Origin of the sequence: Pseudomonas lopnurensis (assembly GCF_015070855.1) — a bacterium.
GTDB classification, from domain to species: domain Bacteria; phylum Pseudomonadota; class Gammaproteobacteria; order Pseudomonadales; family Pseudomonadaceae; genus Stutzerimonas; species Stutzerimonas lopnurensis.
Genome location: NZ_JADDIX010000095.1, coordinates 1 through 14,033, shown reverse-complemented (window position 1 = coordinate 14,033; position 14,033 = coordinate 1). Strand labels below are relative to the sequence as shown.

Annotated in this window: 9 protein-coding genes and 1 pseudogene; 8 read left to right on the top strand and 2 right to left on the bottom strand. The window is 61.0% G+C overall.

Annotated features, from left to right (window positions below):
• Positions 1–258, bottom strand: a 258-nt coding sequence (locus IN820_RS20000; protein WP_193682646.1) for an Rpn family recombination-promoting nuclease/putative transposase, incomplete at its 3' end; no start/stop codon positions are given.
• Between the two features lie 109 nt (positions 259–367).
• Between IN820_RS20000 and IN820_RS19995 the strand changes: the two are divergent.
• The 8 genes and pseudogenes from IN820_RS19995 to IN820_RS19960 form a co-directional block, all read left to right on the top strand.
• Positions 368–495: pseudogene (locus tag IN820_RS19995) on the top strand (IS630 family transposase); the annotation flags it as partial.
• Between the two features lie 568 nt (positions 496–1,063).
• Entirely contained in the window at positions 1,064–2,446 is a 1,383-nt protein-coding gene (locus IN820_RS19990) for a dipeptidase (protein ID WP_193682645.1), read from the top strand.
• Positions 2,443–3,609: a DUF1624 domain-containing protein gene (locus tag IN820_RS19985; protein WP_193682644.1), complete on the top strand. Its 1,167-nt coding sequence runs from the start codon at positions 2,443–2,445 to the stop codon at positions 3,607–3,609. The genes IN820_RS19990 and IN820_RS19985 overlap by 4 nt, the downstream gene beginning before the upstream one ends.
• Positions 3,610–3,632: 23 nt before the next feature.
• Positions 3,633–4,496, top strand: a complete 864-nt coding sequence (gene pvdO / locus IN820_RS19980; RefSeq protein ID WP_193682643.1) for a dihydropyoverdine dehydrogenase — start codon at positions 3,633–3,635, stop codon at positions 4,494–4,496.
• Positions 4,497–4,535: 39 nt separating this feature from the next.
• Positions 4,536–5,555, top strand: a complete 1,020-nt coding sequence (locus IN820_RS19975; RefSeq protein WP_193682642.1) for a GNAT family N-acetyltransferase — start codon at positions 4,536–4,538, stop codon at positions 5,553–5,555.
• 119 nt (positions 5,556–5,674) lie between these two features.
• Positions 5,675–6,532 (top strand): formyltransferase family protein, encoded by an 858-nt coding sequence (locus tag IN820_RS19970; protein ID WP_193682641.1) that lies wholly within the window; start codon positions 5,675–5,677, stop codon positions 6,530–6,532.
• A gap of 262 nt (positions 6,533–6,794) precedes the next feature.
• Positions 6,795–8,135 (top strand): lysine N(6)-hydroxylase/L-ornithine N(5)-oxygenase family protein, encoded by a 1,341-nt coding sequence (locus IN820_RS19965; protein WP_193682640.1) that lies wholly within the window; start codon positions 6,795–6,797, stop codon positions 8,133–8,135.
• Positions 8,136–8,318: 183 nt separating this feature from the next.
• On the top strand, positions 8,319–10,724 hold the full coding sequence (locus IN820_RS19960; RefSeq protein WP_193682639.1) for a TonB-dependent siderophore receptor: 2,406 nt from the start codon (positions 8,319–8,321) through the stop codon (positions 10,722–10,724).
• A 483-nt stretch (positions 10,725–11,207) separates the two neighbouring features.
• Here IN820_RS19960 and IN820_RS19955 read toward each other — a convergent pair.
• A partial coding sequence (locus tag IN820_RS19955) for a condensation domain-containing protein (protein ID WP_235989209.1) occupies positions 11,208–14,033 on the bottom strand: 2,826 nt, incomplete at its 5' end.

The window sequence follows — 14,033 nt, the reverse complement described above, 5'->3', positions numbered from 1 at the left end:
CGGGGTGGACTGGAACTCCAGCAGAAGGTAGATGTAAAGCCAGCGATCACTGTCAGCCCATTTGACACGCCAGACCAGGTCGTCCTCACGGCCACGCAGATCTTCCGTCACATAGTGGCCATCAGCCCTCTCCAGGCTGGCGAAGTCCAAATGCTCGACCCAGGACTGCTGGACGTATCCACGCAGCAAGTCGGCAACCATCTCCGGGTGGCTGAATAGCAGTTTGTAGCTGTGATCGTGGCGATTGTGCCTGGCCATGGCGACGTCCTTGTCGGCGGATTGCGTTTAGCATCTTACTTTTCACATCGCATTGTGTTTGCGAACTGCGCCACCAATACGGATTTGGCCTGACGGGCCAGGGCATCGTCGCATCACCCAGCGGCACTGGGCCAGGGAGTTCCTGGCCGTCCTGCAGCAGATCGACCGTAGCCCCCTGCCGAGTTGGATTTGCGCGTAGCTCTGGACGACAGCTCGACGCACGAGACCGCAATATTGATGGCTCCCACGCTCTGCGTGGGGCCTGGCCTGTGACGCTCCGCGTCGCCACGTAGCGTGACGTGGAGCCTCAGGTGGAGCGGAGCAGTCGAGGACGCGTTCCCACGCGGAGCGTAGGTGATCGGAATGCTCTTGGGCTTCCGGTAGGCCCGGCACCTGCATTGCCGCGAAGGCACGCTTCCTACAGGTTCCGCTGGGTACTCGCTGCTCTTTGTGGGAGGTCGCGCCCGTTCCCGACGGGCTTGCGGCATTCACCACATCCCTGTGGATTGCCCGCCCCCGGGGCGATGCTTTTCGAGCTTCAAGCTGTAGGCGGCTGAAACCCTCGCGGACAATGCCGAAACCAACTCCGAGCCGGCGGTTTGTAACCCGTCCTACCACTCTGCAATCTCCGCGAGATGTATCGCCCACAGGGTACGCTCGCTTGGCGGCCACCAATCTCCCTGACTATCGACACGTCCTTCCCCCGCAGCCCCGCGAAGAATCTTAAATTCCATCCCGCCCCGCTCGTTTTTCCAAGGAATCGGCCGGCACTCGGCCAGCCAACATCATCATTCCTGGGAGCCCCATGAACACTCGTCGCGTCGCCTGGAAATGGCTATTACTGATCATCCTGTCGTTGACTGCCGCTGCGGCGGTCGCCCTGCTGGTCTGGTGGCTGGTTTTCCAGCGCACCCAACCCTACCCGCTCGACGTCATGCGCCGCGCCAACAACCTGCAGGAGCGCATCCTGTCGTTCGATGCGCATATCGACATCCCCCTGGCATACGGCGGCCAGGGACGCGAGGCCGACCGCGACGGCCCCGGCCAGTTCGACCTGGTCAAGGCGGCTCGCGGACGGCTGAGTGGTGGCGCCCTGACCATATTCGCCTGGCCGGAATTCTGGAACGGCGCCAACGGGCCGCATCGGCCGACCCCAGGCTTCGTGGAGGCCGCACGGCACGAGCAGGAAACCCGCTACCGGATCATCACCGGTATCGCCCGCGACTACCCCGAGCGCGCCGGCATCGCCTACAGCCCCGCGGATTTCCGCCGGCTGGCCCATGAAGGCAAGTTCGCCATCGTCATCAGCATGCTCAACGCCTATCCGCTGGGCGATGACGTCTCCCGGCTGGACGACTGGGCGGCCCGCGGCATGCGCGTCTTCGGCTTCAACTACGTGGCCAACAACGCCTGGTCCGATTCGTCACGGCCGATGCCGTTCTTCGGCGACTCGCCGGACGAGCACGGCGGCCTTTCCGATCTGGGCCGGCAGGCGGTGAGGCGCCTGAACGATCTGGGCGTCGTCATCGACGTCTCGCAGATGTCCAGCAGCGCCCTGGAGCAGACCGCCGAACTCACCCGCGCTCCGCTCATCGCCTCGCACTCGGGCATACGCGGCCTGGTGGATCTGCCGCGCAATCTCAACGACCGTGAACTGCGCCTTATCCGCGATACCGGCGGCGTGGTGCATGTCGTCGGCTTCTCGTCGATGCTGCGCCCCTTCTCCAAGGAAACCCTGGCCAAGGTCAACGCCATGCGCGCCGAGTTCGGCCTGCGCGAGCTCGAGAACCTGTCCCAGGCCAGCATGCCGGCCGACCCGGTGTTCTCGATCTGGCCGGAGAAGAAGTTCGGCGAATACGCCGGCCGCCTCTACGCCATCCTCGAAACCGACCCACGCGCGAGCCTGCAGGAGTTCGGCGACGCCATCGACTACGCGGTGAAGAAGATCGGCATCGACCACGTCGGCATCAGTTCGGACTTCAACGACGGCGGCGGGCTGGACGGCTGGGAAAACGTCGGCGACGCCCGCAACGTCACCGCAGAACTGATCCAGCGCGGCTATTCCGACGAGGACATTGCCAAGCTGTGGGGCGGCAACTTCCTGAGGGCGTGGGAGCAAGTGCAGGAGCAAGCCGTACAAGCCGACTCCAACCCATCCAACCAACAGGGCCTCACACGAATTCAATGAAAACGCATGAGCCAACGATCGACAAACGTCCTCGCATAACGTCCATCGATGCCCTGCGTGGCCTGGCCATGTTTCTCATGCTGGTCGGACATGCCCGGGTCAATTTCTTCGTGCCGATAGACGTTGCGGACCCGATGAATATCGAGGAAGTTCCAACCGCCCTGTTCCTGACCCGGCTCACGGGCCATATCTGCACCTTCGTCTTCATTTTCCTGGCGGGCGTTTCGGTTTCGCTCATGGCGACCCGGCAAAAACTCACCGAATCCGAAATCAGCCTTTTTCTCCTCAAAAGGGGCCTGATCCTGATTCTTTTCGAGTTCACGCTGGTCAGTTTCGGTTGGAGCCTGAATTTCCCACCTCGTGGCCTGCACTTGCAGGTCATCTGGGCGACCGGGTTATGCATGCTCTTCCTGTCCGCCCTGATCTGGCTTCCGCGATTCGCCATCCTCGCGGTGGGCGCGATCATCGCCGTGGGACACAACCTGCTCGACGGCTTCAGCATCTCCGAGAACTCTCCCTTCTTCCTGTTCTGGGCCATCCTGCATGAACAGGCCTTCATCGATTTCGGCGAGAGTTTCTATATGCGCATCGCCTATCCGGTACTTCCCTGGATAGGCGTCATGGCGATCGGTTATTGGTCAGGACAATTCTTCGAAAGAGTGCCGGCAGCACAACAAAGAAGCCGAATATTCTTCGGATCGGGGGTCATGCTATTAGCCGCATTCGCCTTGATCCGGCTGATGAACGGTTATGGCGACCAGCCCTACCTGGTCACCAGTGACATTGGCGCAACCATTCGAAGCTTCGTCAATGTCACCAAATATCCCCCATCGCTTCTCTATCTGCTGCTCACCGCCGGCTGTACCTGCCTGCTTTTTTCCCTTTTCGAAAGAACCAGCCAGTCCGCCCTGCTCAAACCGCTTCGCGCCATAGGATCCGCGCCGATGTTCTTCTACCTGACTCATCTCTATCTGATCCAGGTGGTGCATTTCCTCTTCCGTGCCAGCGGAATGTCCTCCGCAGAGCAGGCGTTTCATATCCATCAAATGCTTGGCATATGGCTACTGGCGTTGGCGCTCGCACTTTGCCTGTATTGGCCGACCCAGTGGTTTTCGAATCTGAAAAAAAGAAGAAAGGACTGGGCCTGGCTCCAGTACTTCTAGCCATTCACCAGAGACATATATAAATGCATACCATCAAAGTTGTTATCCAAGGCATTTTTCTCGTCGCGCTAACCATTTCCTCAGCCCTGGCGGCGGAGCTCCCTGCCCCCGGCACCGTCTTCAAGGACTGCCCAGAGTGTCCGGAAATGGTGGTGCTGCCCGCCGGCAGTTTCATCATGGGCACGCCCGAAGGCGAACTCGGCAGGCAGCCGGACGAAGGGCCCTTGCGCGAAGTGACCTTCGCCAGGCCCTTCGCGATCAGCCGCTATCCCGTCACGGCGGAAGAACTGGACGCCTATATCGAGCAGACCGGCGTGGTCATCAAGAGCGGCGACGACCGCCCCGGGCGCTGGTGCGAGGCGAGCAAACCAAGCTATGCGCAAGGGCCCCACCAACCGGCGGTCTGCATCGACTGGTTCGAAGTCCGAGCCTATGCCGAATGGCTATCGAAAAAGACCGGCAGGCCCTACCGCATGATCAGCGAAGCGGAACGCGAATACGCCGCCCGCGCAGGCTCCACAGGCCCTTTCCCGTTCCCCTTCGACGAGGAAGGCGAATACCAGATCAACAAGCACGCCAACACCTACGGCCCCAAGGACGGCTACAGCTACAGCTCCCCGGTCGGCAGCTACCCGCCCAACGCCTTCGGCGTCTACGACATGCACGGCAACGTCTACGAATGGGTCGCCGACTGCTGGCATCCCAACTACGTCGGTGCCCCCACCGACGGCAGTGCCTGGATAGACGACCAGAACTGCGAACGGGCCCATATGCGCGGCAACGACTGGGGTGAATCCCCGATCTTTTCCCGTTCGGGCAACCGCAACGACCGCCCGAAGACTACGCGCGGGGATTTCCTAGGCTTCAGGGTGGCGCGGGAGTTGTGAACATCGCCCCTCGGATCAACCAGTCAGAGCGAGATCGCCATGAATGATGCATTGTTCGACATGCCCATGAACGAAAGCTCCCACGCCACCATTCATGAAGTGAGTGAGGGCCGAGGCCAGTTGCAAGTCACCGGTCTGGCACCGGTGAACTACCAGGAGCAAACCGAACGTATCCTGCTCGAATTCCTGCCTGGGGACTTCCCGCCTCAGGCGCTGCTGGCACTGCTGGGCAGCCGCTTCAGCCGTCGCAAGAGGTGCGCACATCTGACACTGGAAGTCGCCACCAACCGCACCTTCGTTATCCACGCGACTCGGCTGGGCATCATCGATGGCTTCAGCGAACCTCAGCCTGGCACCTTCGAACTGCGGTGCAAACGCCAAACCTTCTGGCAGAACCCTTTGCCCTGGCTCACAGCGCCTTTTAGCGGCCATACCGCACCGGATTGGCGCTTCAGCGGTGAAAAACGCCATCCACGGCGGCCGCCCATCCCATCTGGCGAGGTATACCGCCGCCACCTACCTGGACTCAATACCACCTTCAGTCTGCGCACGATCGACCTGGACCGTGACCTACAGGCTTTCAACAAGTGGATGAACCTGGAGCAGGTCGCCTACTTCTGGGAACAGACCGGCACTCTAGAAGAGCACGCCGCCTACCTGACAGGATTGTTCGAAGATCCACGAGTACACCCGCTGATTGGCTGCTTCGATGAAGAGCCCTTCGCTTATTTCGAGGTGTACTGGTGCAAGGAAGACCGTATCGCCCCCTACTATGACGTCCATGACCATGACCGCGGTTGGCACGTGGTCATCGGCGAAAGCAAGCACCAAAGTGCAGGAAAACTGCGCGCTTGGTTCAACTCACTTATGCACTACATGTTTCTGGACGACCCAAGAACCCAGCGCATCATGGGTGAGCCAAGAATCGATCACACGCGACAAATCGACTTTCTGAAATCGCAGGGATATGGACATCTCAAAAACATCCAGCTTCCCCACAAGAAAGCAGCATTATTACTTCTGGAGCGAGATTTCTTCTTCGAAGAAAGACCCCTCTAACGAACATAAATCAGAGTATTTCATGCCATTCATTAACCCTCAGTTATCTGAATATCACCTTACGACCAAGGGGCAGCGCCAATCCATCAAGAAACAAAAACAATATGGAAAGCCCGAAAATGACGAAAACTAAACTCGTCTACATCTGGTCCTTGAGAAACGCCGCGGCCGATCAGGCTGGTCAATACGTCGACTACAAAGGCGGAACCCGCTACATGAAGTCGCCGCTGGAATACCTCGCCGAAGCGCTGAATGAGCCCCCATTGGGGGACCTCTATTCGCTGGAAGGCGTGATCTACGACGACGACAGCGAGTCGGCCCGAGACCGGGAAAAGATCAGGGACTATGGCTTTTCGTATCAACCCGGCAGGAAGTGGTTCTACCCTCCCGCATTGAACGTGCAGGGACGGCCACTGAACGACCTTCTGATCGCCATTCCGTCGAAATACCGCAGCTTCCCTCTTCATGCTCCGGAACGTCCCCACGGCAAGGGCCTTTTCGAAAGGCAGCTCTTGGACAAGCTTCTGGAACTGAAGGCCGAAGTCGTGGTGCTGGACGGCCTGCTGGTCATCCTGGATGAACTGGTGCGCCCGGGCAGCCGCTTCCATCGCAAGATCGTGAACATCCACCCCGGCATCACCCGCCTCGAATCCCCCTACGAGCGGCGTGGCGCCTGTGCCACGCTCGACGCCCTCTACGGTGCGCGCGGGCAGAAGGTCATCGACTGGCAAACCATGCAGACCGAGCCAGTCACCCCGCTTCTGTTCACAGGGGCGTCGTTCCACTACGTGGACAACGGGATCGACTCCGGCGAAGTGATCGCCGACGTGCTGGAAACGCCAATCGCTCCGGAAGACACGATCCTGGAGCTGCGCTGGAACAACTTCAACAACAGCCTGTTCCCCGCGTTGTATCAGGGACTGATGGTGATGGCTCAGGAGAGGGCACACGCCAAGGCGCTCGTAGAAGAAGCATGAAGGCTTCGTCGGCGTCGAGAGCTGCTGTCAGGCCGCTCTCGTACCGTCCGTAACTGTCGATCCCATACCGGGATGCCAGGCGCCTGTAACAAGCCCGGTCTATTTAAATCCTTCCTCCCCCACTTCGTCTTGTCACCAAGGGCTCGCGTAACCACAACGAAGCGCGGGCCCAGCTCCAATCCACCGCCATTCATAGCAGAGAGCGAGGTACGCCAACACGGCGGGCCTTTCCGCCCTCTCCGACTCCAGAGGAAGTGTTGACATGACCCCGACTGCAACTCCCATCCATGACGTCATCGGCGTGGGCTTCGGCCCTTCGAACATGGCATTGGCCATCGCCCTCGAAGAGCTCTCACAGGCCAGCGGAAAATCGCTGGACGCATTGTTCCTGGACAAGCAGCAGCACTACCGCTGGCATGGCGATACCTTGGCCGATGGAAGCGAGATGCAGATTTCCTTCCTCAAGGATCTGGTTTCCCTGCGCAACCCCACCAGCCCCTACAGCTTCATCAACTACCTGCACCAACATGGGCGCCTGATCGACTTCATCAACCTGTCCACCTTCTATCCCTGCCGTATGGAGTTCAACGACTACCTGGGCTGGGTAGCCGAGCAGTTCGCGGATCGCGCGCGCTATGGACAGGAAGTGGTGCACATCGAACCCGGCGTCAACGAAGGCGTCGTCGATCACCTTCAAGTCCTGTCCCGCGACAGCGAGGGACAGGAGCAACTCTACCGAGCTCGCTCGGTAGTGGTAAGCACTGGCGGCACGGCCAAGATTCCCGGCCTGTTCGCAGGATTCAAGGACGACCAGCGGGTCTTCCATCATTCACGCTACTTGTTCGGCATCAGGCAACTTCCCTGCAGCCAGGGCGCCCCCATGCGCATTGCCATCATCGGCTCGGGGCAGAGCGCTGCGGAAGCATTCATGGACCTGCATGAAAACTTCCCCTCGGTAAGGGTCGACATGATCACGCGGGCCTCGGCGATGAAGCCCGCCGACGACACTCCGTTCGTCAACGAAGTCTTCGCGCCCGCTGCCACCGACCTCATGTTCAGCCTCTCGCCCGAAGGCCAGAAACAACTGCTCGGGGAATACCGCAACACCAATTACTCGGTGGTCGACCCTAGCCTTATCGAGCGCATCTACGGCGTGCTCTACCGGCAGAAAGTATCGAACCGGTTCCGCCATTCCCTGCTTTGCAGGCAACAGGTGCAGGCCGTTACCTCCACTCCGGAAGGGTTGGTACTGACGCTTCGAGACCTGTCTTCCGGCCAGGAAAACACCCACCGCTACGATGCCGTGATCCTCGCCACCGGCTATGAACGCAACACCCACCGCAACCTCCTGGCACCGCTGAAGGGCTACCTGCAGGACTATACGGTCGGTCGCGACTACCGGGTTCTAACCTCCCCCGAACTCAAGGCCACCATCTACCTGCAGGGCTTCTGCGAGAACACTCACGGCCTGAGCGATACCCTGCTGTCAGTGCTGCCCGTTCGTTCGGAAGAAATCGGTAAATCGCTCTACCGGGCCCTGGAAGAAAACGCTACCCCCGCCTCTCTCACCCGAGTGCATGCCGAAGTCGCCGCCGGCGCATGAGCACGGCTGAGCATCGGTAAAGGCCGCCAGCCTTCGCAGGCGGCCTTCTCCTCCCCTTGGCCTACAGCGGGCCAGCACCTTTTTGATGTCCTTCCGGTTTTCGCGGATTGGAACGTCTTACAAGTCGACATGATAAGCGTTCTCAATGAGATCATGTTCTAAACTCCCGCACGAGAAGAAAACATGCCAACACTTCACGACCTGACGCCCCTCGCCCGGGCTCTGATGCTCCGCCATATCTTCCGCAAGTCGCCTCTGAACACCGCTGTCGGCATCGCCCTCGCCTTGACTGCCGTGCAGGCACAGGCGCAGGAAGTGCAATTCCATATCCCGGCGCAGCCGCTCGCCAGCGCCCTGCAGGAACTGGGGCGCCAGGCCAATTACCAGGTGCTCTACAACCAGGAAGACATGGAAGGCAATCGCAGCAGTGCGATCGATGGAAGTCTGCCGCTGGCACAGGCCGTGGGTGACCTGCTCAAAGGCACCAACATCGATTACCGCATCGACGGCAACGCCATCGTCTTCAAAAAGAAAACGGCTGACAGCTCCGCCGTGGAACTGAGCAACATGGTGATCTTGAGCAACTCCTCCGGGACCATCACCGAAGACTCCAAGTCCTATACGCCGGGCACGCTGGCGACCGCGACACGCCTGGTGCTGACGCCTCGGGAAACGCCCCAGTCGATCACCGTGGTCACCCGACAGATCATGGATGACTTCAACATGGACTCCATCGACGAAGTCATGAACGCAACGCCGGGGGTCTCGGTCACCGGCGTCGACAGTGACCGCACCTCGTACAACGTTCGCGGCTTCGCAGTGAACAACTTCCAGTACGATGGCATTCCCTCGACGCGCGTAGCGACATACTCCGCCGGCCATACCCTGACCGACATGGCGATCTACGACCGCGTGGAGATCCTCAAGGGCTCGACCGGCCTGCTGACCGGTACCGGCACCCCGGGGGCGAGCTTCAACCTGATTCGCAAGAAGCCCACCGACGAGTTTCGCGGCCATGCCACGGTCAGCGCAGGTTCCTGGGACAACTACCGCACCGAACTCGACATCGGAGGCCCGCTGACCGGCAGCGGCAACATCCGCGGCCGCGCCGTTGCCGCCTACGAGGACGGCAACTCGTACCTGGACAATTATGAGAAAAAGAAAACCGTCTACTACGGCGTGCTCGAATTCGACCTGACCCCGGATACGCTCCTGACCCTGGGCGGCGACTACCAGGACAATGAACCCACTGCCTCCACGTGGGGCGCACCGATGATTTACGACAGCAACGGGAACATAAACAAGCAGTCCCGTTCCTTCAACGCCGGCGCCGACTGGAGCAGCTGGGAGCAATACACTCGCTCGGTGTTCGCCACCCTCGAACACACCTTCGCCAACAACTGGCTCGGCAAGGTCCACCTGAATCACCAGATCAACGGCTACGATGCCAAGCTGGCTACTGCATCTTCGGGAAACCCTAACCCGGATACCGGTACGGGCGTCAGCCTGTGGACAGGCAAATACGTCGGTGAAACCAAAACCAACAGCGCCGATCTGTATCTGACCGGCCCGTTCGAGCTGTTCGGCATGGAGCACGAACTGGTGGTGGGCGGTACCATTTCCAGGAAGCACTGGGATGCTACAAACTACACGCGCCCCTCGACCTACAGCACCTCGGTCGACAACTACTACGAGTGGGATGGAGACATCGCGGAACCGGACTGGGTGTTCAGCCGTGCATACGACGAAATCACCCGCGAGAAAGGCTTCTACACGACCGGTCGATTCAGCCTTACCGACAACCTGAAGCTGATTCTGGGCGGCCGAGTTTCCGACTACCGCGCCGAAACGGTCTCCAAGAACGGCGTATTCACACCCTATGCCGGTCTGGTCTACGACCTGACCGAGAACTTCTCCGCCTATGCCAGCTACACCAGCATCTTCAGCCCGCAGACCCTCAAGACCGAGCAGGGCAACGTCCTCGATCCGCTGGAAGGCGACAGCTACGAAGTAGGCATCAAGGGCGAGTTCTTCAATGGACGCCTGAACAGCAACATCGCCTACTTCGAGATCAAGCAGGACAATTATGCGGTGGCAACCGGCAACCGTGCCCCGGATGGAACCAACGCCTATCGCGCCGAACAGGGCGTCATCGCCAAGGGCTATGAACTCGAGCTCTCCGGCGAAATCGCTCCCGGCTGGAACCTGATGGGCGGCTACACGCACAAGGTGGCTAAGCGCGATGGAGAAAAGGTCAACACCATCTCGCCGGAAGACCAATTCAACATCAATACCAGCTACACCCTTCCGGGCAAGTACAACCGGCTGACCGTCGGCGCCGGCGCCCGTTGGCAGGGCAAGACCTGGGACGAGATGACCCGTCCGACCGTCGGGACCGACGATTTCACCCAGGACTCCTACTGGCTGCTGAACCTGATGGCTCGCTACAAAGTCACGAGCAACGTGACTGCGTCAGTCAACGTCAACAACCTGCTCGACAAAAAATACGTGACAATCAACAACAACTATGGCCTGTACCTGTGGGGCGAGCCCCGCAACATAACCGGATCTATTCGTTGGGACTTCTAGTGGCGTCGAGGACCTGACGCGAAGACGTCGGACATCCGACGCTCGCACCTACGACAGGTACCTCGTGCATTTGCCACAAACCGATGGCCGCCACGACTCCTCGCGGCGGCCATTTTGCGTTTCATGACATCCCCCTGGCCAACACCCATCGAGGCTCACGCTTCTCGCCTGGGGTTCCTTACCGAACGCCCACCAAAACACCTGGCGGTCTGGAGGGCACGTCGAACGAACGCAATCCGTGCGACCGGAATTCTCTCCGAGGCACCGGCCCGCTCATGGAAAGATGAAGCGTACCCGCCAGCCTCGGATAAAAAGATTCCTGGGTAGCGGGATATGAATGATCCGCTGGAATAAAGAAGGCCTCCGGAACTGCACGCGCTGCGCCAGTCACTACGGAGGCCCCAACCGCGCCAGTCCTGATACAGCCACGCCGAGATGGCAGTGAACGTCCGGTCGCGATACGCCGGGATCGGCGCGACGGCACTAGCCCATGGTGGCGGCCATGGAACGAATGGTGGTGTTCTCGAACAGTGCCTGTGGAGTCACCCGACTCGCTTCCTGTGCCCCATCATTCACCCAGGCGAGGATGACCATGGCGGTGATAGACGTGCCCCCCAGCTCGAAGAAGTCATCATCGATGCCGACCCGCTCGACGCCTAGGACGCTTTGCCAGATGGCGACCAGTCGTTCCTGCAAGGGGGTTTCAGCCGCGGCGTAGTCCGCCGGCGCATGACGCGCCCTGGTCCCCTGCTCCATGCCGTCCTCGAGGAAAACCCATTTGGTCGGTTCCCACTGCAGCAGCACGGACTGCAACGCCGCCAACGGCGACTGTCCGTCCAGCGCCGTCATCTGTTCGAGCAACCTCGCCAGCTGGGTCGCCAGCAACGTCACCGCCGCTTCGCACAACCAGGGCTTGTAGCTGAAGTCCAGGCTCAGCCTGTCCTTCAGGGTCACGTAGAGGGTCAGCGGATAGTTCGTCTGTTCGTGGTAGGCGTACTGGGTGAGCGTCAGACCGCTGGCTTTTTCATGCAGGACGTCGGCAGACGGGTAGTTCTCGAAGATGACGACGCTATCGAACAGCTCGCGCCGGCCGGCGAGATGCTGCACGTCCGCCAGGCCGAGGTAGGCGTAGCGACGAGCCTCCAGGTTGTGCGCCTGCAGCCCTGCCAGCCAAGCCCCGATGGCTGACTCCGGATCCAGCTCGACCACCAACGGTAGGGTGTTGATGAACAGTCCCACCCGCTGCTCCACGGCGGGGATTTCCGCGGGGCGCTCGGAGGCGGTCGCACCGAACGCTACCGTCGCACGCTGGGCATGGAACCCTGCCAGCAGCGCCCAAGCGCCCTGCACCAGGGTGTTGACCGTCACTTTGTGGCGACCGGCAAAGGCCTTGAGGCGTGATACGGCCTCCGCATCCAGGCTCATCAGGTGGTTGCGACTCGGCGCCGTGGGGGCCACGTCGGTCACCCTCGCCAGTTGCCGGGTCAGCAATGTCGGCCCGTCCAGGCGCTTGACCTGCGCCCCCCAAAACTGCTCTGCAGCCGGCCGGTCCTGGCGTTGCAGCCAGGCGACGAAGTCCCCGTAGCGCCCATTTTCGATGCTCACGTCGATACCCACGTATCTCGACATCACCTCGCCCAGCAGACGCGCGCCGCTCCAACCGTCGACGAGAATGTGGTGGCTGGTGTAGATCACCTGGTGACGGTCCAACGCGACACGCACGACCGCAAAGCGAATCAGCGGCGCGGCGCCGCCGAGCCGGAAGCACTGCGCCCGTTCCTGCATGGCCAGCTCATCTAGGGCGACGCCTGCGTCGGCGCGGTCGCTCCAGTCGAGCTGCAGGAACGGCAACGACACCTGCTTCATCACCGCCTGCAACGGCTCGCGCATGCCGGGCTGCAGGAGAAACACACTGCGCAGGATTTCGTAGTCAGCCACAGCGCCCTGCCAGGCCTGGCGGAAACGCTCGACATCCAGCCCGATCAACTCGAAGCGGGCCTGGTTCACGTAGTCCCCACTGCCTCCGTCATGCACGGCATGGAACAGGATGCCCTGTTGCAATGGCGTCAACGGATAAAGATCGCTGACCTGCCGGGGCGACAGCGGCAAGCTGTCCAACTGCGCCTGGCTCACTGACACCAGCGGGAAGTCGGACGGCGTGAAGCCCTGGTTCTCCTGCGCCACGCAATGCTCGATCAGCAGGCGCAGCTCGGCGGCATAGTCATCTGCCAGCGCCTGCACCTCCTCGGCATCGAAAACCTCTTGGCTGAAGACCCAGTCCAGACTGAGTTGCCCCCCGTAAACGCTGCCATTGAGCGTCAGCCAGTTCCCCAGGGGCGCTTGCGGGCTCTGCTCCCGTCCACGTTCGCCAGCCAACGGTCCGAACAGGCTCTCATCCGCCGCGAAGCTGCCGTCGAATTGTCCCAGGTAGTTGAAGGAGATCCGTGGCTGCGGCAGCGCCTGCAACAAGGCGCGGGTCGACGGATCACCCAGGTAGCGCAGCACGCCGTAGCCCAGCCCCTTGTTCGGCACACCACGCAGCTGTTCTTTAATCGTCTTGATCGAGGCGCCGACGCTCTTCTGTGGGCTCAGCCGGACAGGGTAGACACTGGTAAACCAGCCCAGCGTACGACTCACATCCAGGTCGGCGAACATGTCTTCGCGCCCATGGCCTTCGAGCTGCACAAGCACCTCGGACTGCGCGAGCCAACGGCCGATCACCCGAGCCAGCACCGTCAGCAACAGGTCGTTGACCTGCGTGCGATAGGCGGCCGGCGCCTCCTGCAGCAACTGCCGGGTGTACATGGCATCCAGCCGGCAGCTCGCACGCATCGCGCTCGCGAGCTGCTGGTTACCCTGAGGGTTCCTGCAGGGCAAATCGACGGCCAGCCCCTCGGGCTGGGCGACCCAGTAGCCCAACTCCTGGCGCAATGCGACGCCCTCGGCGTAGCGCTGCAAACATTCGCCCCAGGTTTTGAACGCGCTGGTTTTAGCCGGCAAGGCGATGAGCTGGCGGGCAAGCGCGGCACGATAGGCGTGCTGCAAATCCTCCAGCAGCATCCGCCAGGACACCCCGTCCACCACCAGATGATGGACCACCAGAAGCAGACGTTGCGAGCCATCCGGCTGAGTCCCCAGCAGGGCACGCAACACTGGCCCTTGGGCAAGATCGAGGCTGCGTTGCAAGGCCTCGGCCTGGGCCGCCCACTCTCCCTCGTCCGCGAATGACTGCTGCCGCAACAGCTCCTGCGCGGCGACCACCCCGAACTCGGCCTGCCAACCGCTTTCCTGCTCGACGAAGCGCAGACG

What these genes read in the sequence shown, in the direction of transcription:
- IN820_RS19990 (WP_193682645.1), top strand. Translation starts at nt 1,064, where the DNA reads ATGAACACTCGTCGCGTCGCCTGGAAATGGCTATTACTGATCATCCTG.
- IN820_RS19985 (WP_193682644.1), top strand. Translation starts at nt 2,443, where the DNA reads ATGAAAACGCATGAGCCAACGATCGACAAACGTCCTCGCATAACGTCC.
- pvdO (WP_193682643.1), top strand. Translation starts at nt 3,633, where the DNA reads ATGCATACCATCAAAGTTGTTATCCAAGGCATTTTTCTCGTCGCGCTA.
- IN820_RS19975 (WP_193682642.1), top strand. Translation starts at nt 4,536, where the DNA reads ATGAATGATGCATTGTTCGACATGCCCATGAACGAAAGCTCCCACGCC.
- IN820_RS19970 (WP_193682641.1), top strand. Translation starts at nt 5,675, where the DNA reads ATGACGAAAACTAAACTCGTCTACATCTGGTCCTTGAGAAACGCCGCG.
- IN820_RS19965 (WP_193682640.1), top strand. Translation starts at nt 6,795, where the DNA reads ATGACCCCGACTGCAACTCCCATCCATGACGTCATCGGCGTGGGCTTC.
- IN820_RS19960 (WP_193682639.1), top strand. Translation starts at nt 8,319, where the DNA reads ATGCCAACACTTCACGACCTGACGCCCCTCGCCCGGGCTCTGATGCTC.